This window comes from Rhodohalobacter halophilus, from assembly GCF_001715195.1.
GTDB lineage: Bacteria > Bacteroidota > Rhodothermia > Balneolales > Balneolaceae > Rhodohalobacter > Rhodohalobacter halophilus.
In genome coordinates this window covers 101,492-123,808 of record NZ_MDWE01000016.1, presented here as the reverse complement: position 1 = coordinate 123,808, position 22,317 = coordinate 101,492, and the positions used below count along the sequence as shown (strand labels likewise).

23 protein-coding genes and 1 tRNA gene are annotated in these 22,317 nt (G+C 46.5%); 5 read left to right on the top strand and 19 right to left on the bottom strand.

Annotated features, from left to right (window positions below; translation table 11 throughout):
* Positions 1–350: 350 nt before the first annotated feature.
* Genes BG260_RS05965 through BG260_RS05955 form a run of 3 tightly spaced genes read right to left on the bottom strand, consistent with a single transcriptional unit; the run spans position 351 to position 2,629 of the window.
* Complete coding sequence (locus tag BG260_RS05965; RefSeq protein ID WP_069131044.1) at positions 351–1,226, bottom strand: Rossmann-like and DUF2520 domain-containing protein; 876 nt, start codon at positions 1,224–1,226, stop codon at positions 351–353.
* Entirely contained in the window at positions 1,223–1,993 is a 771-nt protein-coding gene (gene amrB, locus BG260_RS05960; protein ID WP_069131043.1) for an AmmeMemoRadiSam system protein B, read from the bottom strand. Before amrB ends, BG260_RS05965 begins: the two co-directional genes overlap by 4 nt.
* 30 nt (positions 1,994–2,023) lie before the next feature.
* The gene (locus tag BG260_RS05955) at positions 2,024–2,629 is read right to left on the bottom strand and encodes a 4'-phosphopantetheinyl transferase family protein (protein WP_176719443.1); all 606 of its coding nucleotides are present in this window, start codon (positions 2,627–2,629) and stop codon (positions 2,024–2,026) included.
* Between the two features lie 255 nt (positions 2,630–2,884).
* On the opposite strand from BG260_RS05955, the gene lysS reads away from it, so the two are divergent.
* The 4 genes from lysS (at position 2,885) to BG260_RS05935 (ending at position 8,570) form a co-directional block, all read left to right on the top strand.
* Positions 2,885–4,435 (top strand): lysine--tRNA ligase, encoded by a 1,551-nt coding sequence (gene lysS / locus BG260_RS05950; protein WP_069131041.1) that lies wholly within the window; start codon positions 2,885–2,887, stop codon positions 4,433–4,435.
* 63 nt (positions 4,436–4,498) lie between these two features.
* The gene (gene mazG, locus BG260_RS05945) at positions 4,499–5,266 is read left to right on the top strand and encodes a nucleoside triphosphate pyrophosphohydrolase (RefSeq protein ID WP_069131040.1); all 768 of its coding nucleotides are present in this window, start codon (positions 4,499–4,501) and stop codon (positions 5,264–5,266) included.
* Between the two features lie 230 nt (positions 5,267–5,496).
* Positions 5,497–6,666 (top strand): citrate/2-methylcitrate synthase, encoded by a 1,170-nt coding sequence (locus BG260_RS05940; RefSeq protein ID WP_069131039.1) that lies wholly within the window; start codon positions 5,497–5,499, stop codon positions 6,664–6,666.
* A gap of 185 nt (positions 6,667–6,851) precedes the next feature.
* The gene (locus BG260_RS05935; RefSeq protein WP_069131038.1) at positions 6,852–8,570 is read left to right on the top strand and encodes an IPT/TIG domain-containing protein; all 1,719 of its coding nucleotides are present in this window, start codon (positions 6,852–6,854) and stop codon (positions 8,568–8,570) included.
* A 56-nt stretch (positions 8,571–8,626) separates the two neighbouring features.
* Here BG260_RS05935 and ald read toward each other — a convergent pair whose 3' ends face one another.
* Both ald and BG260_RS05925 read right to left on the bottom strand, forming a co-directional pair.
* Complete coding sequence (gene ald / locus BG260_RS05930; protein WP_069131037.1) at positions 8,627–9,739, bottom strand: alanine dehydrogenase; 1,113 nt, start codon at positions 9,737–9,739, stop codon at positions 8,627–8,629.
* Positions 9,740–10,027: 288 nt separating this feature from the next.
* A tRNA-Leu gene (locus BG260_RS05925) sits at positions 10,028–10,111 on the bottom strand.
* A gap of 188 nt (positions 10,112–10,299) precedes the next feature.
* Between BG260_RS05925 and BG260_RS05920 the strand changes: the two genes are divergently transcribed.
* Entirely contained in the window at positions 10,300–10,752 is a 453-nt protein-coding gene (locus BG260_RS05920) for a hypothetical protein (RefSeq protein ID WP_069131036.1), read from the top strand.
* Between the two features lie 17 nt (positions 10,753–10,769).
* Here BG260_RS05920 and BG260_RS05915 read toward each other — a convergent pair whose 3' ends face one another.
* The 14 genes from BG260_RS05915 to BG260_RS05855 form a co-directional block, all read right to left on the bottom strand.
* Positions 10,770–11,522, bottom strand: a complete 753-nt coding sequence (locus tag BG260_RS05915; RefSeq protein WP_069131035.1) for a lysophospholipid acyltransferase family protein — start codon at positions 11,520–11,522, stop codon at positions 10,770–10,772.
* 13 nt (positions 11,523–11,535) lie between these two features.
* The gene (locus tag BG260_RS05910) at positions 11,536–13,131 is read right to left on the bottom strand and encodes a DEAD/DEAH box helicase (protein WP_069131034.1); all 1,596 of its coding nucleotides are present in this window, start codon (positions 13,129–13,131) and stop codon (positions 11,536–11,538) included.
* A 179-nt stretch (positions 13,132–13,310) separates the two neighbouring features.
* Complete coding sequence (locus BG260_RS05905; RefSeq protein ID WP_083750124.1) at positions 13,311–14,069, bottom strand: DUF1670 domain-containing protein; 759 nt, start codon at positions 14,067–14,069, stop codon at positions 13,311–13,313.
* Positions 14,059–15,000: a DUF1670 domain-containing protein gene (locus tag BG260_RS05900; protein ID WP_141691528.1), complete on the bottom strand. Its 942-nt coding sequence runs from the start codon at positions 14,998–15,000 to the stop codon at positions 14,059–14,061. The genes BG260_RS05905 and BG260_RS05900 overlap by 11 nt, the downstream gene beginning before the upstream one ends.
* Before the next feature lie 180 nt (positions 15,001–15,180).
* Positions 15,181–17,661 carry a heme lyase CcmF/NrfE family subunit gene (locus BG260_RS05895; protein WP_069131031.1) on the bottom strand — a complete coding sequence of 827 codons (2,481 nt, stop codon included), beginning with the start codon at positions 17,659–17,661 and terminating at the stop codon, positions 15,181–15,183.
* A 56-nt stretch (positions 17,662–17,717) separates the two neighbouring features.
* The gene (locus BG260_RS05890) at positions 17,718–18,113 is read right to left on the bottom strand and encodes a cytochrome c maturation protein CcmE domain-containing protein (protein WP_069131030.1); all 396 of its coding nucleotides are present in this window, start codon (positions 18,111–18,113) and stop codon (positions 17,718–17,720) included.
* 33 nt (positions 18,114–18,146) lie between these two features.
* A complete protein-coding gene (locus BG260_RS05885) occupies positions 18,147–18,416 on the bottom strand; it encodes a CcmD family protein (protein WP_069131029.1) in 270 nt (89 codons plus the stop codon).
* A complete protein-coding gene (gene ccsA / locus BG260_RS05880) occupies positions 18,413–19,078 on the bottom strand; it encodes a cytochrome c biogenesis protein CcsA (protein ID WP_245683908.1) in 666 nt (221 codons plus the stop codon). Before ccsA ends, BG260_RS05885 begins: the two co-directional genes overlap by 4 nt.
* Before the next feature lie 208 nt (positions 19,079–19,286).
* Positions 19,287–19,910, bottom strand: coding sequence for a DUF2911 domain-containing protein (locus BG260_RS05875; RefSeq protein ID WP_083750123.1), 624 nt, complete (start codon positions 19,908–19,910; stop codon positions 19,287–19,289).
* Between the two features lie 266 nt (positions 19,911–20,176).
* Positions 20,177–20,458, bottom strand: coding sequence for a hypothetical protein (locus BG260_RS05870; protein ID WP_069131028.1), 282 nt, complete (start codon positions 20,456–20,458; stop codon positions 20,177–20,179).
* 46 nt (positions 20,459–20,504) lie between these two features.
* Entirely contained in the window at positions 20,505–20,726 is a 222-nt protein-coding gene (locus tag BG260_RS13900; RefSeq protein ID WP_281179583.1) for a GIY-YIG nuclease family protein, read from the bottom strand.
* Positions 20,727–20,861: 135 nt separating this feature from the next.
* Positions 20,862–21,101, bottom strand: a complete 240-nt coding sequence (locus BG260_RS05865; RefSeq protein WP_069131027.1) for a hypothetical protein — start codon at positions 21,099–21,101, stop codon at positions 20,862–20,864.
* A 266-nt stretch (positions 21,102–21,367) separates the two neighbouring features.
* Positions 21,368–21,769 (bottom strand): type II toxin-antitoxin system VapC family toxin, encoded by a 402-nt coding sequence (locus BG260_RS05860; RefSeq protein ID WP_069131026.1) that lies wholly within the window; start codon positions 21,767–21,769, stop codon positions 21,368–21,370.
* Positions 21,766–22,008, bottom strand: a complete 243-nt coding sequence (locus BG260_RS05855; protein WP_069131025.1) for a FitA-like ribbon-helix-helix domain-containing protein — start codon at positions 22,006–22,008, stop codon at positions 21,766–21,768. Before BG260_RS05855 ends, BG260_RS05860 begins: the two co-directional genes overlap by 4 nt.
* Positions 22,009–22,317 lie beyond the last annotated feature (309 nt).

Here is a 22,317-nt window from a genome sequence, read left to right as displayed (position 1 = left end):
GGATCAAGCCAAAAGTAACAAATGAAAATGTTTAAAAAGAGTTCTAAAGGTTACCGCCTCTAACCCACCAAATACTCCAAACCAACCCCACTATTCGGCAGGGATTTGTGGACTTCTCTTTATCCCGGGGTTGCGCTATACTTACCCCGGACTACCCACATTTTGCCCCTACAGGGCAGTTGTAATTCAAAAATCTTATTTCAAACACCTCCACCTCTATTTGAACGAAGAGAAAAGAGAGGGGGATTGAGGGGGTGAGTTCAAAAACCCCTCGTCAAACGAGTCTTGGGTAGGCAAGAGACCCGACAGGTTTCCAAAACCTGTCGGGTCCGGATTTCAAAAAAACTAAATTATGGCATACCACCCAGAGCTTTTCTTATGTGTTCAATACGGGCTTCACTCAGGCTCTCTTTTTCCTGTACAATATTCAGACACGCCTGCCCCAAAGCTTTGTATAGACGAGCTTCAGCTTTATCCTTTGATAGATAATGTAGATGATTCTTCACTGTATTTTCATCCCCTCGCGAGATGGGCCCGGTAAGAGACGTGCCGGTACCTTTCGTCAGAACATTTTCAACGGTTTGTCGAATGAGTGGAACCATGATTTCTATTCCGGCATCCACTCCACTCTCTTTTAGGATCTGTTCGGAAGTATTGAGCAGGGCAACCAGGTAGTTTGAGGCAAAAACCGCGGCGATATGAACCGCCATTTTTTGTTGCTCACTGAGCAGCACCGGTTTTGAATGTAACTGCAGGACAACCTCCCTCAGGTTCTCTACCGTTTCTTCATCACCCTGAAGGGTAATCGTCACTCCTTCCAGTTTCTCTTTACCATCTCCTTTTTGAAAGGTTTGAATCGGATGTACAGATATGGTTCGTGCACCGCGTTCTTTCAGAGATTTGAGAACATCTGCAGATAGACTGCCGCTACAATGAATCACGGTCCGGTTCGTCCAATGGATGTTTGATTCTGCAAGCAGTTTTGCTGCCGGTGCAATTGAATCGTCCGGAGTGGTGATAAACACCCAATCCCCGATCTCCTCGTCACTCTCCGGCAGAGGGCGATTTAACTCCCGGTGAATATGATAATCCTCATCGGCAAGATAGCCGGTTTCACTCTTCCAGACGGAAGTGACGGGATAGCCGCGATCTTTAAAAAAATCGAGCCAGGCAGTACCCACCGCTCCGGCTCCGATAATCGTAATTGTCGGCCCGGCTCTGTTCATTTAAATATCGCCTGACGCTGCATTTGAGCAAAACCTGTCAACAGATTACCATCTCCGCTTTTTTCACTCTCAAATGATTTGAACGTAAGTTTAAGCCCCCACCTTTTGGCCACAATCAATCCGGTTACAAAAGAACCCATTCCTTTAATGGAGGACTCTCCGGAGTTTACATAGTTCATTAATCCGGACATATTGTTCTGCTCATACAGGTTCAGAATGTTGTCCAGTTCGGCACGGTTTCCGCTCTCCATATCGCAACAAAACACAATGAGGGCATTTCTCGAAGCAAGGATCTCCTCGAGCGCACTTGCCAGCTCTTTGATGATGAATGAGTTCTCGTCTGTAATCTGTATGCTGAGCACTGTAAAATCATCCAGCGTGCACTGAAGCATCATCAGCTGGTCATACAGGCTCAGCTCTTCATCAAAAGCGTCATCGTTGATAAAGAAGTCGTCATCTTCATCACAAAAGTCATTTCTGAGTTTATCGTTGGCCTGAACTTCACCCAGTGAGGTTTCAACGGTTTTGAATGACGGCATCGGCAGCTTTTTATCGGCACTGCCGGGGTGCGACTCCACAATCACCACGGTGTCGAAATCGTCTTTCTCTATATGAGAGTAGATTTTAAACACCTCGTCGATGTTCTTTTCATTGATGATCTGGGGTGAGAACAGTATACGAACCGTCTCAGATTCTTCAGCCCGTTCGGCTTTGGCTTTTTCCAGTCCTTGGGTGATTTCACGTCGGTTGAGGGATGTGATATCCATAGATGATGGGATTAGGAGAGTATTTCGGGGTTATGGTAGTTTTTCATAGCAAATGGAGATCCAATGCTCCTGATGTTGGAAGCTACAAATTTTTGCTTTTTTTCCATCATCAAATTCAGCATTAAAGAGATTCTCATCTTCATTAGACACGGACACATGATTCATCGGTTTACGTAAGCCGGTCCCGATCATCTTCAGAGCTGCTTCTTTAAACGTCCAGATCTGTATCAATGGGTTTTCGTGATACAGACCATTCCCTTCATTGGGTGCAAGCATCCTTTTTGAAAGTCGCTCGTGTACTTTACGGTTCACGCTCTCCATATCCACACCCACGTTTAATGTGCGAGAGATCGCGGCCACAATGGCGTGATCGGTATGGGAAAAGCTGACGGACACCTCCTGCCCATCGATATATGCTTTGGGCTTCTCATTTTTTGTCGCGTAAACGTCAATCGTCGTTCCGTTCAAATATTTATCGGCCATTTTCTTGAGAAGTAAAGTCCCGGTAATCGATTCCGAGGTATCCATATCACCGCCGGTTGTTTCGATGACCAACGGCTCATAGGCAACAATGATCTCTCCGGGTATAGATGAATGTTTGATTCGTTCTGGCAAATCTGACTCTTTTTTTCTCATTTTAGAGTGGTTCCGGAGCGATGTGGCATTTTCGGCTGAGCTCCAATCCTGCCATCCGATACCGGACTTCAGAAGGAGAATGAGCGATCTGCTTCGACTCCTTTTACAAGTTACCACTTCAATCAACATTCCGCCAACCCCATTTATTGTCGTCCCTCAGACGGTAAAATTGCGGATGCCAATTGCTCTGCAAAATTCATATCTTTGAAGGCTGATAAATTTTATGAAATTAGATCTAACCACTAAAAACAGACAATGAGCAACGCTGAACTCTCCTTAAGCGAACAGCAGGAAATCAGATTAGAAAAACTCGAATCCCTCAGAGAGCTGGGTGTTAATCCCTTTCCTTATGAGTATGATGTGACTCACTACTCAAAGGATATTCTGGAGCACGAAGATGAATACCTGACCGATACACCCGATAATCCCGAAAATGCAAAAAGGGTGTCGGTTGCCGGGCGTGTGATGACGCGCAGAATTATGGGGAAAGCCTCCTTTTTTACTCTTCAGGACTCAAAAGGAACCATTCAGGTGTACATTCGCCGCGATGATGTGGCAACTGATGAGTTAGGCAACGACAACTATAACAAAGTTTTCAAAAAGCTGACCGACATCGGTGATTTTGTCGGTATAAAAGGGTTTGTTTTCAAAACCGGCACCGGAGAGACCACTATTCACGCCGAGTCTTTCGACTTTCTGGGTAAAACCGTTCGCCCCATTCCCACCCCAAAAGAGGTAGAGAATGAGGATGGCGAAACGGTCACCTATGATGCATTTACCGATAAAGAGCAGCGTTATCGTCAGCGATATGTGGACCTGATCGTGAACCCGGATGTGCGAGATGTGTTTGTAAAACGCACCCAGATGGTTCAGACCATGAGAAACTTCATGAATGAGCGTGGTTACCTGGAAGTCGAAACTCCGATCCTTCAGCCCATTTATGGCGGTGCAGCGGCCAAACCGTTTGTCACCCATCACAATGCGCTGGATATGGATCTCTACCTGCGAATTGCCAACGAACTCTATCTGAAACGGCTGATCGTAGGTGGATTTGACGGTGTATATGAGTTTTCCAAGGATTTCAGAAATGAAGGCCTCTCCCGCTTTCACAATCCGGAGTTTACCCAGGTAGAGCTCTATGTGGCATGGAAAGATTACAACTGGATGATGGACTTTATGGAGAAACTGATTGAGCACGTTGCGATTTCGCTTCACGGTTCAACCAAGGTAAAAGTAGGTGAACATGAAATCGACTTTAAATCGCCCTGGCCGCGTATTCCCATGTATGAGGCGATTGAGAAAGAGACCGGACATGATCTGAGCGATAAATCGGAAGATGAGATTCGCGACATTGCCAAAGAGCTTCATATTGAAATTGAAGATGAGATGGGCAAAGGGAAACTGATTGATGAGATTTTCGGCGAATATGTGGAACCGAAACTGATTCAGCCGACATTCATTACCGACTACCCGATTGAGATGAGCCCGCTGGCGAAAAAACATCGTACAAAAGAGGGTTTGGTTGAACGGTTTGAAGCGATCTGTAACGGAAAAGAGATTGCGAACGCCTTTACTGAGCTGAACGATCCGGTGGATCAGCGGGAGCGGTTTGAGGAGCAGGCCAGACTGCGGGCCGGCGGTGATGAAGAGGCGATGACCGTGGATGAGGATTTTCTCCGCGCAATTGAATATGGCATGCCCCCCACGGCCGGTATCGGGATCGGGATTGATCGCCTGGCCATGATCATGACCAACTCCGAATCGATCCGCGACGTACTTTTCTTCCCGCAAATGAGACCGGAATAGATTGTAAACCCAGACCCGACAGTTTTCCAAAACCTGTCGGGTCTTTTCTAAAAACGTTTATTCATGAAACCCTCCCGTAAATTTGAAGATCTCGTTGAACTGATCGCTGTTCTTCGGAAAGAATGTCCCTGGGACCGTAAGCAGACTCACCACTCCATCAAAGATAACCTGATTGAAGAGGCGTATGAAGCCGTGGAAGCGATCGATAATAACGACATGGACGAGCTTCGAAAAGAGCTTGGAGATCTGCTCCTTCATGTGGTCTTTCAGACGCGAATGGCTACCGAAACCGATAGCTTTGATATCGGGGATGTGATCTACAGTATATCTGAAAAACTGATACGGCGTCACCCCCACGTTTTTGGCGATACCGTTGCTGAGGAGGAGAACCGGGTAGCTGCCAACTGGGAGGCGATCAAACTGAATGAAGGGCGTGAATCGATCCTGGACGGCGTTCCCAAACACCTGCCCGGTCTGATACGCGCACAGCGAATGCAGGAGAAGGCGGCCAATGTCGGCTTTGACTGGGCCGAATGGCAGCTTGCGTGGGAAAAGCTGAATGAAGAGATCGACGAATGGCGGGAGGCAGTTAATAATCAAACCGCAAAAGAGCAGCAGGAAGAGTTCGGGGATCTGCTCTTTAGCCTGGTAAACGTTGGGCGACTGCTCGGCCTGAACGCCGAGGATGCCATCCGGGGAGCCAATCGCAAATTCCTGGACAGATTTCAATATATAGAGCAAACTCTTAAAAACCGCGATCAGTCTGTTGTGGATGCTTCACTCGAAGAGATGGATGAGCTCTGGAATGAGGCCAAAAATAAGAGTCAATAGAGATGCCGTTAACAGAGTTTTACCTCCGAAATCACTTCTAAAAGCGCTTACTTTTTTGTATTTTATTAGCATAAAAAAGAAAATTTCTGCGTTCAAAGATGTTGACGCTCACTGAACGACCAAATATTCATTAAGGTTCTCCGCTTCGGGAAACAACGTTCAGGCTACGGTATGATGTTCTTATTTACAGACGCAGAGATGTCAATGCTAATTAAACAGGATAAAACATAATGGCGCACCATAATTTGGATAATATTGATACGAGTGAATATCCACATATTAACAGGGGTTTAGATGGCATAGTCGCATTTTCTACCACAAAAAGTTCAATCGACGGCCAGCAAGGGGAGCTCATCTATTCAGGGTATAACATCGACACTCTCGCTGAGTACTCTTCATTTGAAGAGGTCTGCTTTCTGCTTTGGAACGATCGCCTGCCTACCGAATCGGAACTGAAGGATTTAAAGAAAGAACTGATTGGTCAGCGCAATCTTCCAAAACCGGTTCTCGATTATATAAAAAATACAAACAAGAATGCCGAGCCGATGGCCGTTCTCAGAACCGCTGTCTCTATGCTGGCTGATTTTGAAGATGGCAGGGATGGCAATAAGGCTGAAGAGAATCGTGCCCACGCCATTTCAATGACGGCTCAAATTCCGACAATTATCGCCGCGTTTGATCGCTCGAGAAAAGGAAAAGAGATTGTGGCTCCGCTGACCGAGGGTAGCACTGCATATAACTTTCTTTATATGCTGAACGGCGAAAAGCCCGGAGAAGCTGCAGAGAAAACCATGGATCTCTGCCTGATTCTGCACGCAGAACACGGAATGAATGCATCAACATTTACGGCACGCACAATTTGTGCAACCGAGTCTGATATGTTCTCAGCCGTAACCGGTGCAATCGGTGCACTTAAAGGTCCACTGCACGGAGGTGCCAATACTGCCGTAATGAATACACTTCTTGAACTGGAAAAGCAGGGTGAAAATGCCGATGCGGTTGCATTCACCAAAGAGAAACTCGCCAAGAAAGAGAAAATTATGGGCTTTGGCCACCGGGTTTACAAAACATTCGACCCGCGTGCACGTCATTTGAGAAAGATGTCACAAAAACTTTCTGAAGAGACCGGACATGAGAAACTTTATGAGTGGTCAGAGGATATGCTGAAAACCATGAAGGAAGAGAAAAATATTGACCCGAATGTGGACTTCTTCTCTGCAACGGTCTACTACTCTATCGGTATTCAGCCGGATCTCTATACATGTATCTTCGCCATGAGCCGCGTAAGCGGTTGGTCAGCACACTATATGGAGCAGGCAGACAACAACCGCCTGGTTCGTCCGCGTGCGCTCTATATTGGTGAGAAAAACCTGGACTGGACTCCGATTGAAAAGCGGTAGTTGAGCCTTTGGTTTGAACCCATTTCTACAACCTCGCCGGTGCAAGCCTGCGGGGTTTTTTATGTCCGTCTATGTCGGCTTCAAACATCAAAGAGATTGGCAGAGTAATGCTTCCGGTTTTGGGAAACCGGCCAAGAATACTATTTTCCTGCCGAAACAACACAAGAGACTAACGAACATCGGCTATGAAAACGATTACCATCACTTCCCTATCACTTATTTTGCTGGGGTTCACACTTTCATGTACAGATACCACAAACTCCACGGACGAACCTGACCCCGGTTCCGGCCAAAAGCTGATCATTTCGGGAATTTCTCCGGATGAAGGCCCCGCTGGCACTGAGGTATCCATTTCCGGACAAGGATTCGGCACAAATCAATCGGATGTAACCGTAACATTTGACGGGACTGAAGCAGAAATTCAATCTCTTACTTCTAACAGAATTGAAGTCATCGTACCCGATGAAACGGAAACCGGAACCGTCATCGTCTCAGTTGGCCGGGAAACTGCAGAGGGGCCGGTGTTTACGGTCCTCCCTCCTCCCATGGCAATCGAATCCATCACACCGGAAAGTGGCAGACCCGGAACAGAAGTGGAAATCCACGGAGAGAATTTTGAACAGTATGAAAGTGAACTTCAGGTCTATTTCAACGGACTGTTAGCATCGATTACCGATTTTTCGGATACCCTGATCACAACTTCTGTTCCCGAAGGAGCATCAACCGGACCGATTGAGCTGGAAGCGGGCAGTGAACGGATTACGGGTCCCGTTTTTACCGTTCCGGAAGCTCCCCAATTTTATACAGTAAACGGCAGGGTAACTGAGGGAGATACAGACTTTGGCGTAGATGGAGTTGAGCTTCTCTTTTCTGACGGTACGACATCTGTAACTACAGATCAGAACGGCTACTGGTCCGCTGAATTGAGTGAATCCCCCGCCGCAGTCAGTGTCCAATCCGACGCCTGGGAGTTTGATATTCATACCCGTCTGGTTCTCGCCGAGGAGGATGAAGTAAACTTCAGAGCGTTTCAACAATATGAAGCAAGCAGCGGTAACCACCTTGCCTATCAGTTCAGAGAGGGGTGCTCAGGCGGAACGAGCTGTGATAAGCCCTACTCTATCTGGACAGCTATGACGAACGGACTCTATAAGGAGAAAATCACCGATGATGAAGGGTCGGATGAGCACCCGGCCTGGTCGCCCGATGCAGCGAGGATTGCATTCAGTTCAAACCGCGAGGATGGAGAGAGCTATCAAATCTGGTTGATGGATAACGATGGATCATCTATGGAGAACACCGGAGTGGAAGGCCGCGAACCGGATTGGTCACCGGGTGGTTCTCAAATCGTCTACTCTTTTGAGGGGAATATCTACAAAATGGACCTGAACGGTTCCGCAGAGCTTCTCTATCAAAGCAACAACAGCTACGCCTCCTCCCCAAAATGGTCGCCGGATGGCAGTAAAATTGCATTTGACATAAACGATTACAGCCTTTCCGAAACGCATATCTGGGTGATGGAGTCGAACGGTGAAAATCTGACCCAACTTACAGATGATGGAGGCTCAAACCGTTCTCCCGCATGGGAACCCTCAGGCGGTGGAATTTTGATGGGAAGTATCGTCTCATCAGTGCCACGCCTTCAGCTTATGGATGTTGATGGTAAAAATATTCGTCAGCACGAAAACTGGCCAAACCACGCACAAGCTTCACCGGCCTGGTCACCCACCGGCGGGTCCATTCTCTATGTTTCAAGACGAATGATTCCAATCAGTGATCAAATCAGGCGGATGCCGGCAAATCCCGAATCGGTCTATTCCTGGTCAAATATTGTACCGGGGAATGATGATGCGGAGGATGAATTCTGGGCACTCTCTCCCGCATGGGCTCCTGAACAAATATAAAAAATCCCGGATGAACTGAATCAGCCGGGATTTTAAAATGACGTTTAGATGGTTGTCTACATGACGCTGTCAATCGGAGAGTACTCCATATCAAACGCGTCTGCCACATATTTGTAGACGATCTTGCCGTCTGCAATATTCAATCCAAGTTTCAACTCCGGATCGTCATTCAGGGCTTTCTTCCACCCTTTGTTGGCGATCTGAACCGCATACGGCAGCGTTACGTTGGTCAGCCCCATGGTTGAGGTGTACGGAACAGCTCCCGGCATGTTGGCCACGCAGTAGTGAACAATGCCATCCACTTCGTAGATCGGATCATCATGAGTCGTAGCCTTGGATGTTTCAAAGCATCCGCCCTGATCAATCGCCACGTCAACCATAACGGTTCCGGGACGCATCAGCTTCAGCATATCTCTGCTGACAAGGCTTGGCGCTTTAGCTCCGGGGATCAGCACCGCACCAATCACCAGATCCGTGGTTGGTAACAGATTTCGAATTGCCCCCTCCGATGAAAACTGTGTGTCGATATTTTTGGGAAGAACTTCATCCAGGTAGCGCAGCTTGTTGATGTTGATATCCAGAATCGTGGTATTGGCACCCATTCCGGCTGCAATTCTTGCCGCATTCACACCGACAATACCGCCACCGAGTACAATTACGTTTGCAGGCTTCACACCGGGAATTCCACCCATTAATACACCGCGGCCGCCAAATGTTTTTTCGAGGTATTTAGCTCCTTCCTGAGCTGCCATGCGTCCGGCAACTTCACTCATGGGAATCAGCAGCGGCAGAGATCCGTCCGATTTCTCCACTGTTTCGTAAGCAATGGCAATACATTTCGATTTCTGAACCGCTTCCGTGAGCTCACGGCTAGCGGCGAAGTGAAAGTAAGTGAAGATAATCTGCCCTTCACGCATTCGCGGATACTCCTCGGCAATCGGCTCTTTCACCTTCATAATCATCTCGGCGCGGGACCACACTTCTTCCACATCATCGATAATGACAGCACCATTTTTTTCATACATATCATCTGTAAAACCACTGCCCAGTCCGGCTCCCTTCTGAACGAGTACTTCATGCCCGTTATTCTTCATTTGAAGAACGCCTGCAGGCTGCAATGAAACACGATTTTCCAGAGTCTTAATCTCCTTTGGAACTCCAATAATCATTATAAAAGGTATTTAATTTGAACGTTTAAAATTCGCGGTCATAAGGTAGGAAACTTTCCGCAAAAGAGGAGACTAATTCCTGTAAAAGAGAGCAAAAGAGTCAATCATTTTCAATGCTTGAAAGAGTACTCTTCCGGGTATCTATTTTATTGATAGACAACATACACCGCCGGCTCTCAAAATTCAGTTCATGTGACCGGCGGGACAGGCTTCTCGTCCCTTGCAAGTCAGTGGCTGATTTGGAAGGCTGAATCAACTCTCATATCACACATCTTAACTCTGAGATAGTACCTGGGGCGGGACTCGAACCCGCACGTTGTCGCCAACATCGGATTTTGAGTCCGACGCGTCTACCAATTCCGCCACCCAGGCTTGAGTAATGGATTGTGAATTGAGGATGCAAATATAAGCAGGGTTTCAAACAATAGAAAAATATATTTACACAGGATCCTCTCCTTTTTTATCCGGAGTTTCAGATCTTTAAATTGTTGATCGACATAACATATCAGCAGATTTCTTAGTAGATTTGGATATACAATAAACCGGAAGAATTTCTCACTATGAAAAAAGCATTCATCGGAAGTCTGGTCGGACTGGCCATTGTTATTGCATTTGATTCATTTGCCCGCGTCATCATCTCCATCTACATGGGGTTGGACCTGCCCATGATCTCCTATTCCGAATATGATGGAATCTGGCCCTTTCTGATCACCTTTATTGGAGGCTTTTCCGCTTTTTTCGGGGCCATGTTCTCACTTACATACGGACGCACGCACCGATGGGTTAATGTACTCAGCTACCTTACGCTGATGATCCTGCTAAGATATGGACAGATCTACCTGCTGACCGGGAAGGAGTCTCTCTTCTACCCCATCACAACACTGGTCCTTTCTCTTGGGGGGATTTTAATTGCATGGCAGCTGACCTCAAAAAACAAGCCTACATCAAGCGATTCAACATTCCAGCAGGATGAACCGGAAGAAGATCCACTCTATCACGAGCCGGAGTCATAGCGGAGAATTAGACCGCGCTATTTCAGAATGTGATCTCTGGAAACACCGCGCCACTCTGCAACCTGATCAGCGATCGCGTATCTGACACGATCCCGCAGTTCATTCGCATCCTCCTTTGTGAGCCCCTCTGTTGAGATTGGGTCCAGAATTTTCATTTTTACATACACATCAGGCTTAAAAACCCAGCTCTTCTTGGGTAAACAGCCCTGAGTTCCGTCGAGTGCAATGGGCAGAATCGGCACTTGCTCCCTGATCGCTAAATCAAACGCACCGGGTGCAAATCGGTTGATGGTGCCGGTTCTTGAGCGTGTACCTTCCGGAAAAAAGATCACCGATATATTTCGATCCAGATAGTATTTACACCTTTTGAATACGCCAATTCGTTTATTGGATGAGGATCGATCCACGGAAATATCTCCCGCCATCTTCATCATCCAGCCGGCTACGGGCAGAGAAAAAAGCTCTTTCTTGGCTACCCACTTCATCTCCCACGGAAGGTTGGATATGACGGGTATATCGGCATTGGACAAGTGATTGCTGACCATCACGTAGGGATGACGGTCATCGATATCATCCCCGCCTTCAATCGCCACATTCCAGTTTGGATTCACCTTTGAGATAAAGTAACCCAGCTTTCTGAACCATTTCCCGGTACGGTATCGTACCGGGTCGCGATCAAAAAGGCGAATGATCGCCAGAAGCGGCAACCAGAAGAGGATCAGGAGAACAATACCCGCCCAGATTAACAGTGATTTGATCCGCTGCATCATAGCGAAAAAACGTTTAGAACTTAGGTATCATGCTCTTGATGATGCCCCAAACTCCTTTTGCCGGTTTTCGAGACCGTTTATTTCTCTCGACGGCCTTCTCTACAACCGGTGGAAGCGTCACATTTTTCAGATCTTCTACCTGAGGCTCTCTCTCAGGTGTCTTTTTCTCCTCTTTAGCCTCTGCGGACTTTTTCGCTTTACCGGAATCACTTTTCGATTTATGATCTGGAGCAGACTCTTTTTTACTGCTCTGCTTCTTGTCTCGCTGATCCATATCCGGTTTAGAGTCCTCCTTCTTTCCTCCCGGCCGCTGCTTTTTGGATCCCTTATGATCTGAAGATTCCTGCTTATGCGATCCGGAAGATTTTGTATTCTTATTAGAAGAACGCTGCTTCTGATCCCCTTTCCCGGTATCTCTCTCACCGCCGGACTTCCCTTTTGATGAGGATTTTTTGAACTCGTTATCCCAGGAGAATTCACTGTTCTCACCAAAATTGCGAGGCAGCTTAATGTGTTTCAGCGTATTCCCTTTGATCCGTTCAATATCACGAAACTTCTTGCTGTCGCGGCGGGTCACAAATGTAATGGCAATACCCGACTTATCGTAGCGTCCCGTCCGGCCAATTCGGTGAATATAATCATCCGTATTGTTCGGCACATCATAGTTAATGATGATCGAGACCTCTTTAATATCAATTCCACGGGCCAGTACATCCGTTGCAACAATAACTGGCACTTTTCCATTTTTGAAGGCGCTCAGTGCCCGGTTACGTTCATCCTGCGAACGATCGCCGTGAATACTCTCGGCTTTAATGCCCTCCTGGCGCAGCAGACGGTGGAGCTCATCCGTCCCCTTTTTCGTGGAGGTGAATATGATACAGGAGTCCCAAGAAAGCTCTTTAAAAATCTTTTTAACCAGCGGAATTTTCTGTTCACTCAAAAGTGTGTAAGCCCGCTGTTCCACCTGTTTTGACGGTTTGGAACGCTCAATATCCACACCTTCGGGGTTTTTCATGATACCGCCGGCGAGACTCTGAATCTCATTCGGCATGGTAGCGGAGAAGAGCAGTGTCTGGCGTTCTTTCGGCAGCCAGGAAATAATCTTGCGGATGTCGGGCAGAAAACCCATATCGAGCATCCGGTCCGCTTCATCCAGAATAAAATAGTCGACATTTGAAAAATCGATGTTGATCACCTTGTTCTGATCCATCAGGCGTCCCGGTGTGGCTACAATAATATCCACGCCCGCTTTGATCGCCTTCACCTGTTCAGAAAAATCGCTTCCGCCAATTACAGTGGCTGATGTAAGCCCGGTGTGGTAACCGATTGCAAAAATCTCCTCATCAATCTGTTTTGCAAGCTCACGGGTGGGACTCAAGATCAGGGCTTTTACCCCCTCGCGTTTCTCCTTGTTTTTTAAAATTTGATCCATAATTGGGATCACAAAAGCACCCGTTTTACCGGTACCTGTTTGTGCGGTTGCAATCAGATCTTTTCCGGAGAGTACGATCGGTATTGATTTCTCTTGTACAGGGGTGGGCTCAACAAATTGTACATCCCGCAATCCTGCGAGCAGAGATTCAGAAAGGTTTAAATCAGTAAACTTCAAATGTCAGTCTTTTATTACAGTTAAATAGTCGTTTATGAATAAGCATTCAATATAAGAAAAGTGCGGGAGAGTTATGCATGTTCAGTTTACAGTGTTTTAGGATGGACGATGGACGATGGACGATGTTACCGAGTTCTACATTCTGCCCCTGCGTTAGCGCCATATGGCTTGGCAAGTATTTATTTATCGCTGATGTCATGTTTTTCGATTAGGTTAATGTATTGATTTACGACGGATTTGGAAATATTGGTTACCAGACTGATGTAGTCTGGATCTGAATTGTGATTGTATACGGTTTGAACCCGATGGAAGTCCTTCAGATAGCGATCTACCGCCTGTTGGGTGTGTTTCGTCTCGTTAGATACCTGAACCGGGTCCTTTTTTTCCACAATGGCCTTGTAAACAATTTGGTCTTTGTGAGTAACGCACGAGCCCATATCCTGCAGATTGCCCGGGTGAGGCAGCTCACACTGGTTAAGTTGCTCATAGTATTTTCGCCATTTTGATGGCATGGACGTGGGGTGCCAGCACAGTAGGGTAATGTCCCGCATGGATAATAACGCTCCTTGCTGATAGGCTTCCCGCAAAATACGAGCCGTTGCATTGGCACGAATGTCGGCTATCGACATTCCCTGGGTTCTGTTTTGAATATCCTGATCGGTGACCATCGTAAGTACAACAGGTATAAACCGGCGGTTAGGAGAATCTGCGCGTGTGGCTATGTCTACGGCGTTCCACAGGATTTGACCCGGCTTGAGGGTGGTGGCCTGGCGTACTTGCCGGCTAAATAACTCCAGCAGTGCATCGGCAATGTGCCCTCGCATAACCGGGCCAAACAGTTTTGGAAATTCTTCGACAAAGAAGTATTCTATTTGAGGCTTCAACAGGCGTTGAGTAGCAGAGCTATACTGTTTTTGATGGAATGTATTAGCGTTCATTGGATCTTTTTTTTTGGGGTAAAGAGGGGGATTGATCCGACAGATCTTGCTGAAGCTGCTTACGCCGGTGCTCTGCAATTGGTTGCTCGCGGTAGAGTTTCCAATAATGTTCGGTCAGCTTTGCCGATAACCCGACCAGAAAGCGGATGGTATGCGTGTCAAACCCCTGGCCGGCCAACCAAATGCATCGTTTAAACTTGCTCACATAATTGGCGACCGCTGTAGGAGAATGATGGGTGGCTTTGGATATGTGATCATATTCTTTGCCCGCCAGCCAATGGCGAATAATCAAGCTTCGGTGCGAAATACCCCGTCCCATATCCTTAATGGTCGATCGCAACGGTAGCACAATGGACTGCTCCCGAAAGTGGTGCATATCCCGCACAAGCGTTCTCACCCCGCAGTTAAACAGCCGGTAGGCAATATCCTCGAGCGTCAGTAATCCACCCTGTTGGTAGGCCTGATGGGTGATGCGCTCCAGGCGGTGGCGGCGCAGAGCCACCGTTCCGCTGGCATGGCGTATGGCCAGGTCATCCTCACCGCCATCCAGAGTAAGTCGCACGCGAACCATAGTGGCATCTTTGAGAGGCTTAGCTGAAGAGTTTTCGATTCCCGTGCATAGTATGTGGATGTCCCCAAGGCCTTGCTGTCCGCCGGTGTCCATTTGAGGAGCAAAGACCTCATAGACCGTGTCCAGAATGGCATTTGCCTCAAACGGCGAGCAGTTCAAACCTTCGATAAGACGGTTGGTAAACTGCTGATTAAGCGTTTTTTGCTGGAGCCGGTCCCATAGGGAGTGAAAAGTATTGTTGATCATAAGTGCACCATAGGCTAAGAGATGGAAAGCGGGATCAACCGCCTGTCTCGTTCGGGCTACGCCCTCACATCGCAGACGGTTGATCAACGTGGAATGTATAATAAAACATATCACGCCATATGGCACAATAGTAGGGGCAGAATCTTTATAAAAAAGAAAAGAACCCGAACTTCATCCGCCGAACAGAGAGCGTCGTTCAGAGTACAAAACAGAATAGAGGCGGAATCACTCCGGATGCGAATAAATACACCCTCAAGTAAAAAAGATCAGCGCTCTGATACAATAAACACCTGTTTACTCCTGGGCAGCCTTCTCCCTACCCCAATGACGTAAAATAGAGATCGAAAAACCGGCCATCAGCAAAAAGGTACCCAGCCATACAACCGATACGTACGGCTTCCTCTCAGCAACAATCAGCACCCAATCCTCTTCAAACTCTTCATCAAGTCCTTCAACCGTAATCTCAATTGCATCAGACTCAGGAAAAATGCTGCTGAAATAGACATCCATATTCCACCGGTCAATACTTAGCGGAGGCGAGTAGGTGTAACTGCGACCGTCTTCGGTATAGACAGCGAACAGCGGTTCAACCTCATACGCATTTCCACTTGGCCGATGCTCCACACGTATCTGTGCCCTTACTCCAATCTGAGTATTCTCAGGAACGGCCTCTTCACTTGCCGGGGTAAATTGCACAAAGGTAAATGAGAACGGGCCGGCTTCAATTGTCTCACCCTGATGAATTTCAATACTTTGACGCTCTTCCTCTGCCAAGGCTTCCGGAAGTTCATCACGCACTCTCTGATTCTCCAGCTCTTCATTCCGGTCTGCAACATACTGGCTTCCGGCTACATATAGGTAGATATCGCTCAGCCATCCGGTCCGAACATGAACGTCCACCGACCAGTCAATATTATTCATCGATGATGTAGTCATCATCGGATAGACCACCGGGTCCATGTAGAAAGTTCTGCCGCCGTCAATCGGCTCAAATTTAATGCGATAGGTCTGCTGGCCAGGCCGCGGAGAGTCTGAGACCTCAAACCCTTCGTAGGTCACCATATATTTTTCGTTGACAAGCTTGGGTCGATTCAGCTCCAGCTCAAACATCTCCACCGGCTGTGTGACGGGGAATCCCTCTTCATCAAACACATCCCCGGCCGCAATTCGGGCGTTGTAGCGCGTTGTCTGCTGATCGAGCAAGGGTTCTGTATAAACAGAGGATGCGATAATTCCCAGAAGCAGTGCTCCAAACCCGATATGAGTGACTGTTCCACCAACAAGTTTGGGGTTCTTTCGAAGCAGACTGAGTAGAACGGCCCCGTTTCCAATTACCGCAAACCACCCTGCAAAAATAAATACCATATAGTAGAGGTTTCGAACCTCACCGAACACAATGGATATAACTGTAGCGATTGAGGTGATAATAAGCGGGAAAATCATCTTTTCTGCCAAGCTCTCCCACGTATGTTTTTGCCAAAAAAGATATTGTCCGATTACCGTTGCAATCGCCATGATAATGGCCAGTGGCATGCTCCAGTCATTGTAGAACTGAATTTCAGGTGGTGTGGGGTTGTCAACAAAAAGCCGACCGAGTATGGGAGAGCTGGTCCCGATAATTATAATGAACCCGAGAATAAAGAGCAGAATGGAGCCGGTAAATGTCATGAACTCCTTACTCAAAATTTTAGACTCCTTATCCACCGAAGGTATCTCTTTATACCGAAAGAGATAAAATCCAATTCCCAAAAGAGTAATAACCAGGATAAACAGAAGTAGCTGGCCGTAAAGTCCCAGATCCACAAAGCTGTGTACCGACTGTTCGGCAAGTACACCCGAGCGGGTTAAAAAGGTTTGATAGATGACCGCCATGTAGGCCAGAATTGCAAAAAAGAGCGATGCTTTGTGTGCTCTTGCACTCATTCGCTGAATGATCATCGCGTGAATACCGGCTGTTCCGATCAGCCAAGGAACCAGCGATGCATTCTCAACCGGATCCCAAGCCCAGTAACCGCCAAAAGAGAGTGTTTCGTACGCCCAGTAACCGCCCAGGAAAATAGCTGTGAGAAGTGAAAGGTTTGCAGCCAGTGTCCAGGGAAGTGCCGGACGAATCCACTCGTGATAAGTTTTGGTCCAGAGAGATGAGATCGCAAAGGCGAAGGGAACTGTCATCATCGCAAAACCGACAAATATGATCGGGGGATGAATCATCATCCACGGGCTTTTCAGAAGGTCATTCAGCCCGGATCCATCTGCCGGTACAAAATCGGGATTAGCCTGAATAAACGGGGCATTTGGCATCTCCTGTGCAATTGTTCGGAATGGGGATGCCCCGATTTTCGTAAAACCAAGATCCCATCCCACAACCATGGAGAGCAGGAAAACCTGCGTCAACATCATGACAAACATCACGGGAGCCCTGTACGGTTTTCGGGTCCAGCGAATCAACCCGGCACCGACCAAAAATCCACAGAGTACCCAGAGCATGAAGCTTCCCTCCTGTCCGCCGTAGAAAGCAGAAAAAAGGTATTGCGTTTCCAGATCAAGACTGGTGTAGTTCCAGACGTAGTAGTACTGAAACTGATGGGTCATGATCAGGTAGATCAATGCACCGGATGAGATCAAAACAAACAGACCTTTTGTCATCCAGATCCAGTTGGCATACGTCTCAAGCTTTTTATCCTCCCTGATGGCGGAAAGTGCGTAGAGGATGAGCCCGGCTATTGACACGGCAAGTGCACCGCTTAAGAATAGATTACCGATTTGTGCAATCATAGAATTGATTTGTCAGAAAATTGTGTCAGTCCTTTTTGAGCAGCGATAGGCTTGATTTACATTCCGGCAGTTTCGGCCGGTTCAAAGTCCGGATTTTCATTGTATTTTGATGGACATTTCATCAGCATCTCATCGGCGTAAAAAACGTTATTTCGCATCGAGCCGATCACAACAAGCTGTGTGGCCTGCTCAAAGTTATTCGGTTTTGGCCGCGGGTAGACCACACGGCGCACATTGCCGTCTTCATCTTCCATATGGAATGAGAACTGCATGGTTTCACGGGAGAAACCGGACTCTTTGGTGTTGTCCCACTTCCCCACTACGTGAGAGTTTGTTCGGTCAGCCGCCTGTTCAAAATTAACATAGGTGCTGATGCTGTTGCCAAAGTTGTACATCAAAAGGGATGTGAACAGGACAATTGAGAAAACGCCAATCAATAATTTCGGTTTCATGCTTTTGTAAATCGGTTAATTCTTAAAAAAAGTTCACTCTTCATCTGATTCTTCAGATTTTTGACGATCAATTTGCTCTTCCAAACTGCTCACTTTCTTATCCAGCCGGATCATAAAAAAGAGCAGCACAAACCAGATAATCAGGCTCACTCCCAATACCACATAAATAAGGTCATTGGAAGACATAAACTGGATAAACGCAGAAGCATCTTCTGTACCGGTTCCTTCCCAGCGGTCGCCATAACTTTGAGTCAGTGTATCAACGGCGGTTGTTGCCGTATCTTGTATATCATTCAATTTCATGATAGCTGTGCTTCGTCTGTAATATCTTTAACATGTTTATACCGGTTGATAATATCCATTATCCAGATTGCCAGCCCGATAAATCCGATCACGGCCGGATAAAATATAATTCGGAGCTCCGGCGCCGTCATATCGCTGAAAGCCGGGTTTCCGTCAGCTCCCGGGTGCAGACTTGGAAGCTGGCGCGGGATGATGTAGAGCAGAAACGGAATCGTTGTAACGCCAAAAATATTATAAACAGCTGAAATTTTTGCCCGTTTTTCCGGATCGTTAAATGCAGTTCTGAGAATAAAATAGGCCACAAAAATCATCATGGCGAGCGCTGATAGGTTCATTCGCGGTTCGGCGAATGTCCACCAGGTTCCCCAAGTAAAGCGTGCCCAGAGGGAGCCGGTCAGCAGACCGCAGATGCCAAACATCAAACCTACGGCTGTTGCGGTTTCCGCTTTGCGATCCCACACTTTTGTCTCGTCATTCAGATATCGGACTGAGTAGTAGAACGCCATGGCAAAGGCAACCATCATTGTAAACCACATGGGAACGTGGAGAAACAGATTTCTCGCCGTCTGCTCCAGAATGTCAATCTGCGGTATCTTGATAGAAAAACCGAGTATGATGACCACCGTCATCCACAATGCCACAATGTACTTCCAGATCTTCAAGTGATACCCATCTGTAATTTCAAGTTCTTTTTATGAAAAAAGGCAGGATCATTTAAGATAGCCTGCTCTTTTTCAGCTCAAAAGATACAGAAAATGAATGAGAAGTTTATGAAAGGTATGTGAATTTTTGGCACTGTCATTTCCATGATCTACTGTAGATGCAACGCGAAATCTTTCCACCATATAAATATATGACAAGAGGTTTCATCTATGGAGCAGCACGTACAGGTACTCTGATTCGGATCTCTTCCCAGGCCAGTTCAATAAAGCCGCTGTCGTCATCTTCTGAAACCACGGAATAGACAAGCTGTTCGGTATGCTCATTCAGCATCGGCTCCACGTCAAAACGAGCCACATCCAGTTCCTCATCATATTCACCCGCCTGGTGCTGGTCCCAGTGTTCATTCATGATCACCGTCCAGGTCTCCTCGCCCGGGATGGTGAAAAAGGCGTACTTGCCGGCCGGAACCGGTTCACCGTTCACAAGCATATCATCCTCAAATTCTACCGATGTGGCCATATGTGCACCGCTGACCCATATTTCACCATAGGGAACCAGGTCATCCCAGATGATTCGTTCCCGAACGGAAGGAGCGCTGTATTCGATCACAATTTGGGATCCGCCTATGTCACCGGAAGCTTCCCGCTGTGGACTCAGCACCTCCTCTCCTTCCTCTTCACCCGATTCATTCTCGCGATCTGATTCCGTTTCCTGGTCAGACATCTCCAGCTCTGTGGATGTATCCGTCTCTGCCGGTGTGTCCGTTTGATCAGAGTTGGAACTGCATCCCGCGAAAATAAATACAAAAAGTACTATCCATACGGTTTTCATAATTCTCGTCCTGTTTTTTTTGATTGTATCCGTTGCATTAATGTTTTAAAAATTTTCATGAATGCAAAGTTTTAAAACACTCAGAAACAGGACCCAAGAAATATATTTTCGAGTAACACAAACAGACCTCCGGTATCACACAACTTGATTCTCCCAGCCTCAGCGAGGCAGTATCTTTATAACACCCATGGCCGATACATCCTTCTCTGCTCCGGACGGAGCAGTACCCCGGGCAGGTGGATCAGTTGATGTTCATGGAAAAGAGATCAGCACCCTTCTATTTTCTGTAACAGCTCCACAACCGAATCGGGATACGACTCCTCAATCGTGAGGGCAAAATCAGCAGCCGCACTCATTTGATACTCAGAGCTTTGAGCCTGCATCACCATCGCCGTCTGCATCTCATCCTCCAGGTAGGGAAAGACCAGGTCCTGAACGGACTTCCAGTCGTGACCGGAACACTGAAATGACTGAGGATTTGTCTGAGCACAGGAAAGAGTGAGAGTCAGAAATCCGAGCGTTAAAATGAAAATAAGTTTGTGAGGCATATGTTGTTTTTTGTAGTACTGGAGTTAAAGATATGCTTTGAAAACATCAATGATCAATCAGCGCTTCCTTCTCTTGCCTGGAAAACTGCTTAATCTCGTACTCCCTCTTGCAAGCGGCTGAACGATTCAAATGTTGTTCAATAAATACGACTTCTCCGGGATCGTGAACCCACAAATATTTCGCCCCGGTCCCCTGCCGATGCTGATGCCAGCGTCTGATCATATGATTTGTACTCCCGGTATAGAGATTGCCGTTCGTGCACCGGATGATGTATGTAAACAGGGAATTACTATTGGTTATTTATTCGTAAAATTTTTTACCTACTCAAATGAGTAGATCCTACATTTTAGAAATACGATGTCATCGAAACCTTTTCCACTTAATTTTCGAAGGGAATTCGATCTATTCATTTATCCATTCAAATTCGTGAGGCTCCCCAATCATTGCCAGGATAAAAATCAGCATACTCAAAATAACCAATGGATTCCGGACCAGATCCATCTGACCCTGATATAAAGCTATAGCCACGCATAGAAAAAGGAAACCCACAGCCAGCATGTTCATTTTCCGTAGCCGGGCATAACGCGGCTTTACTGTTTTGTATTGAGCCGGTCCGATGAAATATGTTTTATAGGTTTTCAATAGCTCAATTTTTTAATTCAAAATGGTTTAATCCGGGATTTCCCACAAGTATAGACATCAGATTTCTTAGCTAAAGGAGAATAACTAACTGATATCTATGCTAACTCATTTCTTTGACAAACTCTGAAGAATTTGGAGTCAGATTTAGTTATGACGATTTGATCTACTCGTGATAAAAAACTGCGAGGAAACAGAGGGTTATCTTGCGAAGATCTATTGGAGAGATATAAAAACGGGGAAAAAACATGCGTCTGTTAGTCCGTTTTTTATGTAAGAAACTCCATTGGAGTCATAGCAACATCAGGAAATTCCCGGACGATCCTTTTATCAAATGTAACCAGACGGGTATTTAAATCATCTGCCAATGCCACAAACTCACAATCGTAGGCTGAGCAGGATGAATCCGAAACAAGGCTCATAACTTGTGTTGAGTTTACTTCGAATTCGTTGGCACTCATTAGTTGTTCAGCTTCTTCTATTACTTGCAAGACAACCGATAATTCTAAAATATGCTTTCGCAGGTAGATAGATAATACATTTCTGAATTCTGACCGCCAGAGAAGAGGTGCAACCCAATCGTCATCTTTTTTAAGTACTTGATAAACCCATTCATCCATATCGTTTGGCACCCACATGCTGGCAATGACATTCGTATCGACAACAATCATGGACGCCCCTCATCAATGGCTTGTTGTATTTCCTCCATAGAAAGGGTGCCTTTGGCTTTCTGTTTAAGTTTTTTAGCATGAGTGATGACTTGGTCAGGATCCCGTCGGTTGCTTTGGGCTAACATTTTTAAATAGACGATCACTTCACTGTTAATGCTTCGATGATGCAGCTCTGCCTGTTTCTTTATTTTTTCATAGACATCGTCGGGTATGTCCCGAATAGTAATACTCTTTGGCATGGAACTTGAATTTAATTTGGTTTCAAAATAAAACTAACTATTGGGGGGTATTATTGCAAGAAATGCGATATAACGGGCCGGCGCATAATGCGTGCGAAGATTAAGAATCTCTAAACAGCTAAACGTTCAAAACAAGCAACTTTTGCTATCGATGCTTCGGAGAGTGGGGTGTCCATCTAATTTTTACACATTCTGATAAACATCCCCCTAAATCCCCCTATAATAAGGGGGACTTTTACATTCAATATTCAACACTCAATCAACGCTTCCTTCTCTTGCCTGGAAAACTGCTTAATTTCGTACTCCCTC